General features: G+C 30.2%; 14 protein-coding genes. 8 read left to right on the forward strand and 6 right to left on the reverse strand.

Annotated elements, in window-relative coordinates:
- Positions 1-4 precede the first annotated feature (4 nt).
- Positions 5-724: a hypothetical protein gene (locus FLACOL7796_RS24135; RefSeq protein ID WP_173973314.1), complete on the reverse strand. Its 720-nt coding sequence runs from the start codon at positions 722-724 to the stop codon at positions 5-7.
- A 622-nt stretch (positions 725-1,346) separates the two neighbouring features.
- Here FLACOL7796_RS24135 and FLACOL7796_RS24140 point away from each other — a divergent pair.
- The 7 genes from FLACOL7796_RS24140 (at position 1,347) to FLACOL7796_RS24170 (ending at position 11,098) form a co-directional block, all read left to right on the forward strand.
- Positions 1,347-2,183: a carboxypeptidase-like regulatory domain-containing protein gene (locus tag FLACOL7796_RS24140; protein WP_173973315.1), complete on the forward strand. Its 837-nt coding sequence runs from the start codon at positions 1,347-1,349 to the stop codon at positions 2,181-2,183.
- 23 nt (positions 2,184-2,206) lie between these two features.
- Positions 2,207-3,793 carry a thioredoxin domain-containing protein gene (locus FLACOL7796_RS24145; protein ID WP_173973316.1) on the forward strand — a complete coding sequence of 529 codons (1,587 nt, stop codon included), beginning with the start codon at positions 2,207-2,209 and terminating at the stop codon, positions 3,791-3,793.
- A gap of 2 nt (positions 3,794-3,795) precedes the next feature.
- The gene (locus FLACOL7796_RS24150; protein WP_173973317.1) at positions 3,796-5,004 is read left to right on the forward strand and encodes a DUF6625 family protein; all 1,209 of its coding nucleotides are present in this window, start codon (positions 3,796-3,798) and stop codon (positions 5,002-5,004) included.
- A 55-nt stretch (positions 5,005-5,059) separates the two neighbouring features.
- Complete coding sequence (locus FLACOL7796_RS24155; protein ID WP_173973318.1) at positions 5,060-6,280, forward strand: DUF6625 family protein; 1,221 nt, start codon at positions 5,060-5,062, stop codon at positions 6,278-6,280.
- Between the two features lie 69 nt (positions 6,281-6,349).
- Complete coding sequence (locus tag FLACOL7796_RS24160) at positions 6,350-8,542, forward strand: peptidase domain-containing ABC transporter (RefSeq protein WP_173973319.1); 2,193 nt, start codon at positions 6,350-6,352, stop codon at positions 8,540-8,542.
- 11 nt (positions 8,543-8,553) lie between these two features.
- On the forward strand, positions 8,554-9,909 hold the full coding sequence (locus tag FLACOL7796_RS24165) for an HlyD family secretion protein (RefSeq protein WP_317168363.1): 1,356 nt from the start codon (positions 8,554-8,556) through the stop codon (positions 9,907-9,909).
- A gap of 145 nt (positions 9,910-10,054) precedes the next feature.
- The gene (locus tag FLACOL7796_RS24170; protein WP_173973320.1) at positions 10,055-11,098 is read left to right on the forward strand and encodes a ligand-binding sensor domain-containing protein; all 1,044 of its coding nucleotides are present in this window, start codon (positions 10,055-10,057) and stop codon (positions 11,096-11,098) included.
- A 25-nt stretch (positions 11,099-11,123) separates the two neighbouring features.
- On the opposite strand, the gene FLACOL7796_RS24175 is transcribed toward FLACOL7796_RS24170, so the two are convergent.
- The 4 genes from FLACOL7796_RS24175 to FLACOL7796_RS24190 form a co-directional block, all read right to left on the reverse strand.
- A complete protein-coding gene (locus tag FLACOL7796_RS24175; protein WP_173973321.1) occupies positions 11,124-11,807 on the reverse strand; it encodes a hypothetical protein in 684 nt (227 codons plus the stop codon).
- A 155-nt stretch (positions 11,808-11,962) separates the two neighbouring features.
- Entirely contained in the window at positions 11,963-13,099 is a 1,137-nt protein-coding gene (locus tag FLACOL7796_RS24180; RefSeq protein ID WP_173973322.1) for a nuclear transport factor 2 family protein, read from the reverse strand.
- Between the two features lie 42 nt (positions 13,100-13,141).
- Positions 13,142-13,603 carry a nuclear transport factor 2 family protein gene (locus tag FLACOL7796_RS24185; RefSeq protein WP_173973323.1) on the reverse strand — a complete coding sequence of 154 codons (462 nt, stop codon included), beginning with the start codon at positions 13,601-13,603 and terminating at the stop codon, positions 13,142-13,144.
- Between the two features lie 103 nt (positions 13,604-13,706).
- The gene (locus tag FLACOL7796_RS24190) at positions 13,707-14,738 is read right to left on the reverse strand and encodes a helix-turn-helix domain-containing protein (protein WP_173973324.1); all 1,032 of its coding nucleotides are present in this window, start codon (positions 14,736-14,738) and stop codon (positions 13,707-13,709) included.
- A gap of 233 nt (positions 14,739-14,971) precedes the next feature.
- Between FLACOL7796_RS24190 and lepB the strand changes: the two genes are divergently transcribed.
- Positions 14,972-16,579, forward strand: coding sequence for a signal peptidase I (gene lepB, locus FLACOL7796_RS24195; protein ID WP_173973325.1), 1,608 nt, complete (start codon positions 14,972-14,974; stop codon positions 16,577-16,579).
- A gap of 64 nt (positions 16,580-16,643) precedes the next feature.
- Here lepB and FLACOL7796_RS24200 read toward each other — a convergent pair whose 3' ends face one another.
- Positions 16,644-16,901, reverse strand: a complete 258-nt coding sequence (locus tag FLACOL7796_RS24200) for a hypothetical protein (protein WP_173973326.1) — start codon at positions 16,899-16,901, stop codon at positions 16,644-16,646.
- Between the last annotated feature and the right edge of the window lie 275 nt (positions 16,902-17,176).

A 17,176-nucleotide genomic window follows, 5' to 3' on the forward strand; every position in this document is an offset into this window, starting at 1 on the left:
ATTTTTATCTGAGAACCTCGTCCAACTTTTTAAATTCAATATTTTTGGCTAATAAAAATTCCATCATGGTGAGTACATTATGATATTCTATTAGTGATTTTGATTTAGGATCCGCATCACAAAATTGAAGAAAAAGATTAATTTCTTCTGGTTTTAATTTTAAAGTTTCGATATAGAATCTTTGATCACATGTGTTTTTCGCTAATGTTGCAAATTCGACTTCGGGCTGGGGCTTATTTTTAGAAATAAATAACCTTTTAACGAATGTCATTCCATTTTCTATGAAGCCATCATAAACCCCTGTTCTTAATTTGCCATCTCTTTTTTCGAGGTCTAAGTCATCTAACTTTTTTTGCTCATAATTTTTATCCGTACTTAGTCGAATAGATTTCATCTGATTCACTACAACTTCTTTTAATTCTTCAGGTTTTTTGATCATTACAACTTGCAAATTATTCTTCTTAATCTGTTCGTTAGATAATTTTATTTTTTTTAAATAGTAATCTTTACTGTAAAAAAGTAAGCTATCATTGGCTATTGCCTCAATTATAAATTCTCCTTTGTCATTTGTAATAGTACTTTTTTGGGATGATTTATTGATCACGTCTACGTTTTCCAAAAGAAAATTATCACTTGACAAGATTCCTTTTAGCAACTTTTCTGATTGCGAAAAACTAAATTGATAGAAAAAAGAGAACAATAAAAGCAGCAATTTTAACTTCATAAGTAAGAATTTATTGAAAGTAAATTGATTAGCACAAAAATATATTAGTTATTTTTTGTCGATAATAATAGCGCTTTATAAACATGTAATTTTTACTGTGAAATTAGGATAAATAGGATTTGACAACAAAAAAAACGCCACAACAAAACCACAACAAAACCACAACAAAACTTACTATTTTAGTTAAATAAAAAACAAAACACTTACAAAAATACAAATATGCTATAAATAGCATAGGAATATACTTATTTTATGAAATATATTTGAAACAGATTATTTTCTTGAAAAGTCAAGTGCACGTGATTGTATTAAGAAAATTTTGAAACAAATAATTAATATTAAATTAAAAATTATGCAAAAAATTAGCTTAAAAAATGTAAAAAGCGCCCTTTCTAGAAAAGAAATGAGAGCGATTTCAGGTGGATACAGTGTATTATATTGCTCATGGCACAGTATAGGTTTTGGTACATATTACGATTATGACAAATGCAGACAAAGCAGAGTAGGATCATAATCTAAATAAACCTCCAAGAGTTAGTATGTTAAATTTTCAACATACTAACTCTTAAACTAATTTGAGTTATACCATTAACAATCTGGTATTTATATAAAAAACGTTTAAATGAAAAAAATTGAATTTACATTACTATTTCTATTGCTTACAGTTACTTTTCAAGCTCAAAAGATATCAGGAAAAATTTTGGATCAAAATAACAATCCTCTTTCTGAAGCAAGAATTGGAATTGAAAACCAAGAAATTGGCGACATAACAGATAGTAATGGAAATTATACTATTGACTTAACAAACATTGATAAAACCAAAAGTATCAAAGTGATAGTTAATGAATACGAACCATTTAAAGTTACTATTACAAACTTTCTTGAATCAGAAAATCATACAATTATACTAAAGAAAAAAATTATCAATCTTGAAACTGTAGTAATTAATCCAAAAAAATATGTGCTTAAAAATTTCGGCACTTCAAATTCAAAAAAAACATACGGTGGGTTTGATTCAAGTGAGCCAGATGACATTTTTAAAGAATATGCGATAAAGATTAAAAACAAAAAAAATCTAAAAGTAAAGAACATCAATATCAATATTGTGGACTACAAGTTTGAAAAAAACGTAATATTTATTTTTGATATACAAAATGAAAAAGACGGCTTTCCTGATGATGCACAATCTTTAGTTAATGATCCTTTGCGATTGATAGTTACGGAAAATGATATAAAAGACAAAAAAGTATCTCTGGATATATCTGATAAAAATATTTGGACTGATAAAGATTTTTTTGTCTTAGTAAGAATAGCTGATGACTTTAAAGGACAATTTTCTTTTGGTGGAAATATCTTCGCATTTTCAAAAGATACTTATTACAGAAACTATTTTGGAAAATGGAAAAAATATTCAGGAGGAGAACCATCAATAAATGTTGATGTAATGATCGAAAAATAAAAAAACGACAGAATACTCCCAAAATGATTTTAGAAAAAGATTTCAGACTTGTAGCTAATTATGTCAAAAGTGAAGGTGGAAAAATAAATTATGACGAATATTTATTTCAAGCCAAAAACCATCCTGACTACCCAAATATAGTATCACTTACCGATACTTTAAGTTTTTTTAATATTGATAATGGTGTAATACATGTAGAAAGTAGCGATATTGAATTATTACCAAATAGGTTTGTTACGTTGCTTAAAAATCTGCAAAATAACCAGCCCCAACTTTACTTTATTGAAAAAAAAGGAGATCAGTATTTTTATTCAAATGATGAAAAATCAGTATCAATTCCTAAAGAAGAATTAGAATCCCGATGGAATAACATCGTATTATTAGTCGAACCTTCTGAAGGCGAAAATAGTGCCACAACAAAAGTAAAGAAGTGGTTTTGGGCTTTATCTCTTTTGTGTGCGGCCACATTTGTTGCCAGCCTTTTACTATTACAGCAAAACTGGCAGATAAAACTGTTTTTTCTATTTCCAATTCTGGGAATTTTATTTTCTATCGTTTCGCTGAAAAAATTGTTCAACATACAGAACGAGTTTTTAGATAATTTTTGTGATTTTTCTTCAGCGACGAATTGTGAGACAGTAATACATTCTAAGAAATGGAAACTTTTAGATTTTGTCAATTTTAGCGATCTGAGTATTGTGTTTTTTTGTTCCCAATTCTTAGGATTACTAATATTTGCTTATGATTATAATGCTTTCTTTAGTATTCAAAATATTTTGCTCTTAACCGCTGTACCAGTATTATTTGTTTCAATATACTATCAAAAATTTGTAGAAAAAAAATGGTGCCCAATTTGTCTTATTATCATCGCTACCATAGTATTAGAAATTTTTAGCCTTGGTTTGTTTAAAACACTTACATTCTATATTTCTTTACCATCAATCATTCGTTTTGGATTTGTTTTCTTATTGGTAAGCGTAGGTTGGTTTTCACTTAAAAACATTCTAAGTAAACAAAAAGAGCTTGAAGAATTTCATATCAAAGGGAATCAATTTATGCGAAACTATGCTATTTTCAAAAATACCCTTTTAACAAATCCAATAAAAAGCAGCTCAATTCTTTCTAGTGGGCTTTTGTTAGGAAATGCGGCAGCACCTTTGAAAATAACACTAGTAACAAGTCCTTTTTGTAAATTTTGCGCCGAAACACATACTATTATCGAAAGAATTTTAGAAAAACACCCTGAACAAGTTTGTTTTAATATTAGTTTCAATTTTAATAGTAGCCAAGAGGACGAAAAATCAAAAAAGTTACATCAACAATTAGTTGCTATTTATTATAATAATGGTCAGGAAGCCTTTATAAAGGCATTACATAATTGGTTTGAAAATAATGACGAAAGCAAACCAGGCAACATAATAATTGAAGAAAAGGACGAATTAAGAATAAATGAAACCTTAAACGAACACTTTAAATGGAATCAGGAAAATGAGCTTACGTATACTCCCGTAATACTAATTAATCAATATATTTTTCCAAAGGAATATGACAGAAACAACTTGATTCATTTTATTAACGATTTGTCTGATGACGAAGATTTTCAGCTTTAAAAATGAAAAAAATAGCCTTAGTAAATTGTTATTTTGGAGAATTTCCGTGGTATTTTCCATTCTTCATAAAATCATGCGCAACCAATCCTACAATTGATTTTTTAATTTTTTCGGATAGACTTTATACAGAATCCCTCCCGGACAATGTAAAAATTATTCCATTTAATCTAGACAAATTCAATGCATTAGCAACAGAAAAATTAGGTTTTGAAGTATCCATAGAAAAAGCATATAAACTCTGTGATTTTAAACCTGCATATGGTTTGTTGTTTTCAGAATATCTACAGCAGTACGATTTTTGGGGCATTACAGATATCGATGTAATTTATGGGAGAATACGAGAGTTCATGACCGATGAGATACTTGATACGTACGATATTATTTGCGTTAGACATGATTTTATTACGGCCTGTTGTATGCTGTTTAAAAACAATGATTATGTCAATACACTATTTAAAAAAAGTAAAGATTATCAGATGGTTTTTACCAGTACAAAAAATTTTGCCTTTGATGAAACCAATTTTGAACAGATCGAAATCGTTGACAGATATGACATTTTCAATATAGATTGTGAAATAGAAAGCATGCAACATGTTATTTTGAAAGAGGAAGAAAACAGAAACTTAAAATCTCATTTTGATTTGCTAATCTGTGATGGAAACCCAGGGGAATTAAAATGGGAAAATGGACTACTTTCATTTAGAAATAAACTTGAAATTTTACTATTCCACATGCAATATTACAAGAAAAACATTTTCACTAATAAGATTCTCACATGGGATGAAATTCCGGATAGTTTCTATATCGACAGGTACAATTATAGAAAAAATAACTCCTTACTAACCCGTTTTACTGTCTTTTATACAAATTATTTAACATCACCAGTTTGGCATATTAAAAAAAGAATAGGTGTGTTTTTATCCTTTTATCTCTTTAAAAACAAATTAAAACATTTAGAAGAAGGAGAATACATTTATTACTTAAGCAAAGAGAAGGTAATAATAAGAAAAGATCACGATGGATCTACTTATATAAAATTCAAAAATGACGAGGAACAACTATTATATCATATGGCTATAAATAAAAACTATTTTTTCGCAAAAGAGCTACATTATATATTCAAACTCGAAATAGTTACCAATAACATTTTAAAGGCGTTTACAGTCATTTCTCCAAACGGTACAGGAAGAGTATACACCAAATCAGAATAAAATCAAATTTAGATTCATAACCACTTTTGTTTTATTATAATTTCTAACAAAAACAATGAAAAAAATAGGCCTGATTAATTGTTACTTCGGAAATTTTCCGTGGTATTTTAGTTTTTTTATAAAATCGTGCGAAACTAATCCGACTGTAGATTTTATAATTTTTTCGGATTCAAAATATGACGGATACTTACCTGAAAATGTAAAAATTATACACTTTACATTAACCGATTTTAATTTACTTGCTTCTACAAAACTTGGCTTTGAGATAACAGTAAAAAAAGCATATAAACTTTGCGATTTTAAACCCTCTTACGGAGTACTTTTTTCTGACTTTTTAGTTGGATATGATTTTTGGGGCATGTGTGATATTGATATTATTTTTGGTCGAATCAGAGAGTTTATGACCGATGAATTACTTGAGGAATATGACGTCATAAACACAAGGCACGATTATCTAACCGGTTCTTTTTTGCTGTTTAAAAACAATACTGAAATCAATTCTTTATTCACAAAAAGCAAGGATTATAAAAAAATCTTTACTTCTGATAAACATTATTGTTTTGATGAATGCAATTTCAAACATATGCAACTAGAATTAAATATGAATATTTTTGATGTCCCTTGCGAAATTGAAAGCATGGAGCACATTATCAGAAGAGAATATGATCTTAAAAATATCAATGTTTTTTTTGATTTTTTGGTCGTCGATGGTTTATCAGGAAGGCTAAAATGGGACAATGGATTACTTTCTTATGGAAATAAATTAGAAATTTTACTTTACCATTTAATACAGTTTAAATCGAATGCTTTTTTGAGAAAAAATGACTGGAATAATATCCCTAACACTTTTTATATTGACAAATATACTTTTAGAAAAAAAACAAAAAAAACATTTCAGGGTTTACAGGAGTTCTACGTTTCTAATAAATATATTCCGTACAAATCACTTTTGCTGAACATTGGAGACTATTTGATATCAAATTTTAAACGAAAAGAATTGTTTTTTTTGACAGAAGGAATCTACAAAAACAAATTAGGCGATACTTATATTTATATCGATAAAAATAAAACAGGGAAAAACATTGTATCCTTTAAGGAGTCCTCTAAAACAAAAAGAAAATCAGTATCGTCTAAATTTAGAAAAGACACTTTTTATATCCACAACGGCTTTTTTACAAATTATAAATTTTTCATGACAGAAGACGGACAAACTCAAAAAATACAATCAATGATGTTTGACGGCACTATTACTAATTATGAACTATTAGAAAAATAATTTTCTCCTATAAAAAAAGAAAAAACACTCCATTTTTTTATAATACGTTTCTAAATATAGACTATACAATTGAAAAATTTCCCTAATTACATACAACCTGATTTCAAGGATTGTGGCCCTACATGTCTAAAAATAATTGCCAAGTTTTATGATAAATCCTTAAACATTCAAAAATTAAGAGATTATTGCGAAACTTCTCGCGAAGGAAGTAATCTATTGTCTTTAAGCGATGCTGCTGAGAAAATATATTTTCGAACATTAGGTATAAAATCTTCTTTAGCTAAATTAGACGAAATACCATTGCCTTGTATTTTATTTTGGAACAAAGCCCATTATGTTGTGTTGTACAAGATAAAAAAGGGAATTTATTACATTTCTGACCCTGCAATTGGCATAATTGAATATTCTGAGGAAGATTTTTTGAAATTTTGGATTGGAAATAATGCTACTGCAAATACAGAGGAGGGAATCGCTTTATTACTTGAGCCTACACCAAAATTTTACCAAACAGAATTTGATAAGGAGAATCAAAACTCTTTCGGTTTTTCGTTATTATTCAAGTATATTTTACCCTATAAATCATTTTTGACCCAATTAATTATTGGGTTAATAGCCGGTAGTTTATTACAGCTTATATTTCCGTTTTTAACTCAAAGCATTGTAGATGTTGGAATACAAAATCAAAATATTCATTTTATTTACTTAATACTTTTTGCACAGATATTTTTATTCTTTGGCAAAACCGCATTAGAATTAATCCGAAGCTGGATTTTACTACATCTTTCTACTCGTATCAACATCTCATTAATTTCTGATTTTTTTATTAAATTAATGAACCTTCCTATTTCTTTCTTTGATGTACGCATGACAGGAGACATTATGCAACGTATAAACGATCATCACAGAATTGAAAAAATACTAACCACTTCATCCTTAAGCGTACTATTTTCTCTTATAAATATGCTTATAATGGGTGGAGTTTTGGCTTATTATAGCCTAAAAATATTTGCCGTCTTTTTTATTGGCAGTTTCTGTTATTTTTTGTGGGTTATCTTATTCCTTAAGCGTAGAGAAAAGTTAGATTATAAGCGTTTTGCAGAGGTTTCGCAGGAGCAAAGTAAAGTAATAGAGCTTATAAACGGAATGCAGGAAATAAAGCTTCACAATGCTGAAAAACAAAAACGTTGGGGTTGGGAATATGTACAGGCACGTTTATTTAAAGTTTCTATGAAAGGCTTGGTATTAGAACAAACTCAAAATATTGGTTCCAATTTTATCAATGAAATTAAAAATATTATAATTATTTTTCTTTCTGCAAAGCTGGTCATTGACGGACAAATTACTCTGGGTATGATGATGGCTATTAGCAGTATTGTAGGCAACTTGAATGGTCCAATTATACAGCTTATTAGTTTCATTCGCGAAGCCCAGGACGCCAAAATATCATTGGCGAGATTATCTGAAATACATGATAAAGAAGACGAAACGCAGCAAGAGGAAACACAAACACATGATATTCCAAAAGCTGCCGATATTGTAATAAAAGATTTGAGTTTTAAATACATTGGTTCTGATTTGATTGTTTTAGAAAATCTAAATCTAACAATTCCCGCCAAAAAAGTAACCGCTATTGTGGGTACTAGTGGTAGCGGAAAAACCACATTGATGAAGTTGTTGCTTAAATTCTACGAGCCTAACTCGGGAGAAATTTTAGTAGATAAAACTCCTCTAAAAACAATCGCTCAAAAAACCTGGAGAGCACACGTAGGAACGGTAATGCAAGAGGGATATATTTTTAATGACTCCATTGCCAATAACATTGCCATTGGAGTTGATATAGTGAAAAAAGATCGATTGTCTTACGCAGCTGATGTGGCTAATATTCAGGATTTTATTCAAGATTTCCCTTTAAACTATAATACCAAAATTGGAATGGAAGGAGTAGGGATGAGTACGGGCCAAAAGCAAAGATTGCTAATAGCAAGAGCCGTTTACAAAAATCCGGAAATGTTGTTTTTTGATGAAGCAACTTCAGCTCTTGATGCCACGAATGAAAAAGAAATCATGCAAAAATTAGATGTCTTTTTTAGAGACAAAACCGTTGTTGTTATCGCCCATAGATTGAGCACGGTTATGAATGCTGATCAAATTGTTGTTTTAGAAAAAGGAAAAATTGTTGAAATAGGTAATCATCAGGAATTAGTAAAATTGAAAGGGAGTTATTACGAACTGGTTAGAAATCAGCTACAATTAGGTAGTTAATATTCAATAAAATGACTAACGATTCATTACCCGAAACTGAAATTGCAGATTTAAGAAGTATTGCAGATTCAAAAAATAAAAAAATGCCAGAAGAAAAAGAATTTGAAATAAGAAGCGAAGAAGTACAAGAAATTCTTTCGCGAGTGCCTCACTGGATGATTCGCTGGGGTTCTTTTGTGGTACTGATCATTATATTATCACTGTTTTTTGTATCCTGGTTAATTAAATATCCAGATACTATTGTGACTCAAATTGTTATAACTACCAACATTCCTCCAGAAAAATTAGTAGCGAAAGTATCTGGTAAAATTGAAGCAATTTTAGTAGAAGATAAAATGCTTGTTTCCAAAAATACTCCATTAGCAATAATAGAAAATTCAGCTAATTATAATGATGTTTTTTTATTAAAAAGTATTGTTGATACCATTAAAATTGATGAAAATAAATTTCCGTTTGAGAAATTAAAGTCCGTTCAATTGGGCGAAATTGAAAGCTTCTTTGCTTCTTTTCAAAAAGAAAGTATTGCAGATGATTTGAATACAAAATTAGCACCTTATCAAGTTGAAGGCAGAGCCGAAAATTATGAAGCGATTCAGCTAAAAGAGCGATTGAATTTAATGGAATCACAAAAAAGTATCAATCAAAGCGAATTGATTTTACAAAAAAACGATTTAAACCGCTACGAAACTTTATATAAAAAAGGAATTATTTCTACTCAGGAAATTGAAAAACAACGATTACTTTTTTTACAGTTTCAAAAAAATTATCAAAGTGTTTTAAGTTCTATTTCTCAATTAAAATCATCAATTAATGAATTAAATAAAAACAGTAAAACCACTCAAATTAACGAGAATAAGGAAAATGTAAACTTAGAACGCAATATGATTCAGGCTTTTTATCAATTAAAAAAAGCAATTAAAGATTGGGAATTGAATTATGTTTTGCGATCATCTATAGACGGAAAAGTAACTTTTCTGCAAATTTGGGCAAAAAATCAAACCGTAAATGGAGGCGAGAATGTCTTTGCTATAATTCCAACAAATAAAAAAGAATATATTGGAATGGTAAAGGCTCCCGCTCAAAATTCAGGAAAAGTAAAAGTGGGGCAAACGGTTAATATTCGATTAGCTAATTATCCTGATAAACAATTTGGAATCGTAAAAGGAATTATAAAAGCTATCTCGCTGACTCCTGACAAAGACGGCAATTTATTAATTAGAACTTCATTACCAAACGGTCTGGAAACCTCTTATAAAAAACAAATTTCATTTCAGCAGGAAATGTCTGGAACTGCCGATATTGTTACAGAAGATTTGCGGCTAATTGAGCGCTTATTATATCAGTTTAGAGATATTTTTAAAAGATAGTTTTAGAGAATTATTGGGATCAAATATGACTCTCTGTGCTATTAAAAAAAATAAATCTCAAATAATCTTTTGTAAAACTTTATAGTACATTGCATTATAAATGTAGAACACATACCAATTCTAAACCGTAAAAGATATCTTTAAAATGAAATTAAATAAACAGCGCCTATTTAATCTTTTATACACATTACTAGCCATCATAACAATCTCTTGCAATCAAAGTCAATCCAACCAACTAAGATTAAAATATACTTCGGGAATTCATTCAGTTTTAGAAGATAGTAAAGGGAATATTTGGTTTGGCAGTTACAACGAAGGATTGGGATTGCTTCATGACGGAAAACTCCAGTATTTTACAACCGAAAACGGATTAAGCCATAATCAGGTTAGAAATATTTATGAGGATAAAAACGGTGTCATTTGGTTTGAATGCGGCAAAGGATTAAGCACTTACGACGGACAAAAATTGACTGTTTACACAGAAAGAGATTATAATTCAAAAAACGAATGGAAGTTAAATGATGGAGATCTCTGGTTTAAGGGCAACGAAATAGAGGCTTACAATAAACTTGAAGGAAATCCTGGCGTATATCAATATGATGGTGAAAAACTTTCGTATCGCACATTGCCTGTTCACACAAAGCCAGGTCATGAGAATCATTATTCAATTTCAACAAATTTTGTACAAAGTAAAAATGGAACTGTTTGGTTTGGAAGTTACGGCGCTGTGATTGGTTATAATGGATCGGATTTTAAAGTAATAAATGATTCGCTTTTAGGTTTAAATGACAAAACAGGACATTTTCACGCGAGAAGTATAATGGAAGACAGCAAAGGCAATCTTTGGATTGCCAATAACGGGATTGGTGTTTTAAAATATGACGGAAAAAAAATAATCAATTTCACTGAACAGCAAAAACTGAAACAGAAAGATAACAATGGTAATTCGCTTGATAAAGTTTTTTCTATAGGAGAGGATCAATTGGGCAATATTTGGTTTGGCACTGCCGGATCTGGTGTATGGAGATACGATGGCAAATCGGTTAAAAATTTTAGTATTGAAGATGGAGTTGCGAGTAAACATATCTGGACGATTTATAAAAGCAAAAAAGGAGAATTGTGGTTTGGTGGAGCCAATCCAAGTGGCGTATATAGATTCAATGGCACTTCTTTTGAAAGGAAGTATTAGCATAACGCAATTCTCAAAGTTCATATTAAACTTTCTTAAGTTTTAACTGTTTCATTTCACCAACTTCTTCTTCTGTATCATAGCTATTTTGCAAATAATCATTGTAAAACCATTTACCATTTCTCTTTTCCAGATAACCTTTTATTTCGTTAAAAATGGGCATTTTATCAGTAGTAAAATCAAATGAATCTTCAAGAATTCCAAACTCTTTCAATGGTGTCCATTTTTTATTACATAGCGAATATATTTCACAACTGTTGACTCTGCTAAGATCTAATTTGTCGATTACCAGAGCAATTTCGTCTTTTCCATCATTGTTATTGTCGCCAATATTTATTAAGCAATAAAGCCCTTGTGCGGTACCTAAATGCAAAGTATCTTCATTCTTTTTGTTTATACTCAGATATAAATCTGCTTTCTGTTTGTAAAACCAATTTTCTACTATTTCCCAATCATTTTCGTAAGGATCAGGAGATTCTAAAATTTCAGTTTTTGTTTCTTTCGAATAATTGTGCTCAAAAATAGTATCTTGTTTTCCATCGCCATCAAAGTCTCCAATTACAGATCGTTTTTCTAGTTTATGAAATGCTATACGCTTACTTATCGTATCAGAAACAGGAACATTGGTAATTTTCTTCTTCTTATTTTCATTATAACTGACAATAAGTACAAGCAATAAAAACAGACAAATGCTTTTTTTGAATCTCATTTTTTAAGGTTTAAAGAAGAAATACAATCATTATAAAATTACTTAGAATTCCTGTCTAAGCTAATCGAAATAAATAAGAATATTTTAGAAAAAACAAAAAACTCCTTAAAAAATTAAGGAGCTTTTCAAAGGTTTGATTTTGGTTATTACTCTTTTTATGCTTTTTCGGTTTTGGGTAATTCTTTCCAGGAATAGCTTTTGTGTACTATTTTCCAGGCACCCTGATATTTTACTATTAAAAAATAATCTGTAAAAGTGCGCTGATTCGGTATTACAATTGCAGCTTTTGCCACGGCTGTATCTTTCTCAATATCAATAGAAACAATACTTCCAACTCGATTTGTTTTTTCACCAGGTTTTATATTAGCAATGTATTGTTTGCCTGAACGTATCCATAAAGTATCTTTTGCAACCGTATACAAATTAAAATCAGGATGAAAAGCCTTGCGTAATCTTTCAGGTTCGCCATTCGCCGTGCCTTCAATATAATCGAGTAATATTTCTGTAATTTGGTCTAAGTCACTGAGTATAATTTTATTATTCTTTTTAGAATCAGGCTTTAAAATAGCTATCACTTCATTTGCTACACGAGAAGCCGAACTTGGATCCTGTCCGGTTACAAATCTGCCATCAACAGCATAAAAAGCATCTCCGCCTTTATCAGAATACACAAATTTCCCTTGATTATTGGTAATGGCTTTGTCGATCGCAAACGGAAATGTTTTGTAATATTCGGCATTCTTATTTTCAAAAAGATCCGGATATCCTGTGATTTTTCTTCCTGCATAAAGCGATTTTTGATTTTCATCTTTTAAATAAGCAAGCCCGGCAGTACCGTGACATATTGCCGAAACTACACCATTTTTATTGTAAATAGTTCTGGCAATATTCTGAATCGCAATATCTTCTGCAACGCCAAACATGACCGCACCGCCACCGCTATAAAAAATCGCCGAATAATCGCTGGCAATAATTTCTGTTGGTTTCATAGTACGTTCTAACTTGTCCATAAACCAGCCATCGTACAGGTATTTTTTTTGCAAAAGATCAGAGGTATTAATATAACCAACCGGAATCGCTCCGCCTTTTGGACTTACAAAATCGACTGTGTATCCGGCTTTTATAAAAATATCATAAGGAACAATAATTTCTTCAAAATGATTGGCCGCTGTAATTTTGGTATTCCCGTAATAATCCTGATTTGATGTTACAAATAAGATTTTGTTCTGCGCATTTACGCCAATAGGCTGCAAACCTGTAAGAACAAGTAATAAAAATATTATTTTATTCATTTACTGAAAATTATAAGTTTTTTGAATTGAAAGAGGAGTTGTCTATGACTTAGCTTTTGGTGCTGCCGGTTCAACCACTTTATGAGGTGTTCTGGCTGAAATTTTATCGACAATTAACCAACCCTGATTGGTTTTCATAAAATGAAAATAATCTACAAATAACAGTGTTGCCGTACTGATTTCTACTTTTGCAATGGCTACATTGTTCGTTATATCCACAAATACAGTACGTGCCGACCAGTTTTTAGGTCTGTCGTGTTTTTTAAAGCCAGTAATGTACTTTGATTTGGTTACAACGTTTATTTCGTTATCGGCAAAATATTTCAATTGCCAGGTATTATGAAATGATGAACCCACCATAGTAGAATCTCCTGTGGCTTGTCCTTCTATGTATAAATTGATCGTTTTTTCAATCAAAGCCAAATCATTCGAAGTCTCGTTTATCTGCGCATTGGCATTTAAACACAAAACAATAACGGAAATAAATAAAAACACTTTTCTCATTTTTAAAATTTTAGATAATTAATAATGAGTGCAAATATGCAGGATATGAATACTTTGCAGGTTTTAATTTATAAATCAGAACTCTGATTTTATAAAAATAAACTTATTTCAGGCAGTTTTTTTGGTATTCGGCAGGGGTTAAGCCGGTTGTTTTTTTAAAGGCAGTAAAGAAGGCCGATTTTGAATTAAAACCACTGTCGTAACCTAAATTTTCGATAGTATAGTTATTATGACTTTCTAATAACTTTTTAGCTTTCTCGATTCTGTATTCCTTAATCAGGCTAGAGAAGGATTTACCCAATACTTCGTTGACGTATTGAGACAGGATATGTTTTGTTACCTTGAGCTCTTTTGCAGCTTCTTCAAGGCTAAAATTCGGATTAAGAAATAGTTCTTTTTCAATTATTACAGATAATTTCTGATCGATATTACTTAAAGTTTCTTTGTCGATTTCCTTGTTCTTGTATTTTTCTTTTTCATTAAAAAAAGTAGACTCACTGTTGGTTTTAAAAATTAAAAGCACAATAATGAGATACAAAATAAATGTAAATGATAAAGCGCCCACAATATAAGAGGTATAAGGCGTCATAACATAGGCCAGCCATATAAATGCAACGCCAAAATAAATACCAAGAAACCAAACTTCTAATCTTTTTAAGGATTCTTTTTCTTTGATTTTTCTAAAAACAGGACGAAGGTATTTTAAAGACAAAATAATGTAAATAAACCATTGCGTATAGATAACGCACACAATCCGCGTGCTCCAGATAGCACGATGCTCAACATAAGGATAAAAATATCCCAAAATGGTTATGGCCACAAAATAAGGAATAACATGTTTTTTCCAGTTTAATTTTTCTTCTTTTTGATATGATTTTAGATATAAAAAAAGAAAAGGACCAATAAGAACACAGGCAGAAAGTCCAATCTGAATAAAAATATTCGACAAATGCGGATTAAAAAAGAAGAATACTGATTTTAGAATTCTAATACTTAAAACCAACAGGAGCAGGGATAAAAAATAATTCGTAAAACTTTTCTTTTTTGCATTTATTGCAAAATAAATCGAAAGTATAAAACCATTAAAAGCTCCTAAAGCACTAAAAAAGAAAAGCAACTGGTTTGACTCTATCATTATTTTGTTTCATTAATTTTTGACCTGATCTCAGGCGAATATAAGAAATATTTTTACTACGTTTTATTAACTTTTTTCTTATTCCGTTAAAAATAAATCTTTTGCATTTTCGAATTTAAATGCTCTTGCTCTAAAACTTTATTTATTATTTATAAATAGATTATGTAACAATTTAAGCAAAAGACTACCTATATCATATCAGTTAAGAAAAAACAATTAATAAAACTCAAAGTATGAACGTATCAGAATGGCTCATTTTCATTTTAATCATGCAAATTATTCACGGACTATCTACCTGGAAACTTTATGCAAAAGCAGGCAGAAAACCTTTAGAATCCTTTATTCCAATTTATAATTTAATTATTTTAATGAAAATTATAAATCGACCGCGCTGGTGGGTTTTCTTGCTTTTTGTACCTATTATAAATCTATTGATGATTCCGATAGTCTGGATTGAAACTATCAAAAGTTTCGGAAAAAGTTCAAGATTGGATATTGTTTTAGTTTTGATAACATTAGGATTTTATATTACTTATTTAAATTACACTTCTGAGAAACTAACCTATATTGAGAACAGAGATTTACAGCCAAAATCAAATACAGAAGATACGATTGGCTCTCTTTTATTCGCTATTATCGTCGCTACATTGGTGCATACGTATGTGATACAACCGTTTACGATTCCTTCTTCATCATTAGAAAAAACATTGTATACTGGAGATTTTTTGTTTGTAAGCAAGATCAATTTTGGTGCAAGAACTCCTATGACTACAGTGGCATTGCCTATGGTACATGACTCAATTCCACTTACAGGTTTTAAATCGTATTTGTTTAATGACGATTTTACCCAAAAAGAAACATCATTAATTAATAAGCTTCAATTACCGTATTTTAGGTTTCCATCGTTAGAAAAAATCAAACGCAATGAAATTGTGGTTTTCAATCAGCCTGCAGACACACTTCGTGATATGGACAACTTTAAACCGGATCGAAATTATTATAAGCCAATTGACAAAAAAACAAATCTGGTAAAACGATGCGTGGGAATGCCTGGCGATTCTTTAGAAATTCGTGACGGAAATATTTACATCAATGGCAAATTAGACAAACTGCCTGAAAGTGCAAAAGCACAATACAATTTCCTGGTAGATACAAAAGGACAAACTATTAGTCAGGACGCTCTTGTGCACAGATATGGCGCCAGAGAAGGGATGAAATACGAAAACGGAGATTTTGCACTTACCAATACAGGACAATATTTCCTGACTTTAACAGATAAAGAAGCTGCCGCAATTGCCAATAATCCGGTTGTAAAAGGAGTTACTAAAAATTTATCACCAAAAGGAGAGGATGGAGGTGTTTTTCCGCATATTCCTTCATTGGGATGGAATATAGACAACTTTGGTCCAATTTATATTCCTCAAAAAGGAAAAACCGTAAAATTAGATTTGAAATCACTTCCTTTTTACAAACGAATTATAGAAGAATACGAAAAAAACACCTTGAAAGTTCATGGTAACGAGATCATCATAAACGGAAAAGTAAGTAACTCTTATACTTTTAAACAAGATTATTACTGGATGATGGGGGATAACCGCCAAAATTCTTTAGATGCCAGATTTTGGGGATACGTTCCTTTTGATCATGTTATTGGTAAACCGGTTTTTATTTGGTTCAGTTGGGATAAAGACGGCAAAGGAATCAATAAAGTACGATGGAATCGCGTTTTTTCTGTAGTAAACGGAGACGGCGAACCTAAGTCTTATTTAATACATTTTTTAGCACTTGTAGCGCTTTATATCATTGGCAGTAAAATAATCAAAAAAAAACGTAAAGCATAAATTTAAAAAACTCCAAAGTCAGCTGATTTTGGAGTTTTTTTTATAGATTCTGTCTTCAGAAAAATTAGAGATTTCTTGATTTGATTTCTTTGTTCAATAAACTTAAATTGATAAGTATTGGCATAAAAACGACAGGTAATGTAAAAATCGGGATAAGTGTTGCAATAGAAACATTTTTAATGCCTTTTACACTAAAAATATAGATGATTGCAGCAATGGCTAATAAAAAAATAACGCCAAAGCCTATCGAAACACCTTTAAATAAATCTCTCTTTTTTAATAATTTTTCATTGGTTAATTCTTCGTAAATATTTTTCTTCATAAAAATTGGTTTGGGTTAATTTGGTTTGGAAATTTAGTTATATTCTTTCAGTATTTTTTCAGTTTCAAATTACAAGTAACTTATTCATAAACAGACCTTCTTAAAACTCATTTAAGCTGGCTTTAAATAATAAGTCACTTTCTTTGTGGCTAATATAATAAATATTTTTTGTACTATTTTATCAACTTATTTGAATTTGATTTGGAAATTTTTTCCTATTTCTGTTTCATTTTATTTTTTTTCTTTAAGTCGCTAATTAAAGGCCGGTACACCTT

The organism is Flavobacterium bizetiae (genome assembly GCF_902804475.1).
Taxonomy (GTDB): domain Bacteria; phylum Bacteroidota; class Bacteroidia; order Flavobacteriales; family Flavobacteriaceae; genus Flavobacterium; species Flavobacterium bizetiae.

Bases quoted from the DNA above. Each gene is read 5' to 3' on its own strand.
- FLACOL7796_RS24135 (WP_173973314.1), bottom strand. From the start codon at position 724: ATGAAGTTAAAATTGCTGCTTTTATTGTTCTCTTTTTTCTATCAATTT.
- FLACOL7796_RS24140 (WP_173973315.1), top strand. From the start codon at position 1,347: ATGAAAAAAATTGAATTTACATTACTATTTCTATTGCTTACAGTTACT.
- FLACOL7796_RS24145 (WP_173973316.1), top strand. From the start codon at position 2,207: ATGATTTTAGAAAAAGATTTCAGACTTGTAGCTAATTATGTCAAAAGT.
- FLACOL7796_RS24150 (WP_173973317.1), top strand. From the start codon at position 3,796: ATGAAAAAAATAGCCTTAGTAAATTGTTATTTTGGAGAATTTCCGTGG.
- FLACOL7796_RS24155 (WP_173973318.1), top strand. From the start codon at position 5,060: ATGAAAAAAATAGGCCTGATTAATTGTTACTTCGGAAATTTTCCGTGG.
- FLACOL7796_RS24165 (WP_317168363.1), top strand. From the start codon at position 8,554: ATGACTAACGATTCATTACCCGAAACTGAAATTGCAGATTTAAGAAGT.
- FLACOL7796_RS24170 (WP_173973320.1), top strand. From the start codon at position 10,055: ATGAAATTAAATAAACAGCGCCTATTTAATCTTTTATACACATTACTA.
- FLACOL7796_RS24175 (WP_173973321.1), bottom strand. From the start codon at position 11,807: ATGAGATTCAAAAAAAGCATTTGTCTGTTTTTATTGCTTGTACTTATT.
- FLACOL7796_RS24180 (WP_173973322.1), bottom strand. From the start codon at position 13,099: ATGAATAAAATAATATTTTTATTACTTGTTCTTACAGGTTTGCAGCCT.
- FLACOL7796_RS24185 (WP_173973323.1), bottom strand. From the start codon at position 13,603: ATGAGAAAAGTGTTTTTATTTATTTCCGTTATTGTTTTGTGTTTAAAT.
- FLACOL7796_RS24190 (WP_173973324.1), bottom strand. From the start codon at position 14,738: ATGATAGAGTCAAACCAGTTGCTTTTCTTTTTTAGTGCTTTAGGAGCT.
- lepB (WP_173973325.1), top strand. From the start codon at position 14,972: ATGAACGTATCAGAATGGCTCATTTTCATTTTAATCATGCAAATTATT.
- FLACOL7796_RS24200 (WP_173973326.1), bottom strand. From the start codon at position 16,901: ATGAAGAAAAATATTTACGAAGAATTAACCAATGAAAAATTATTAAAA.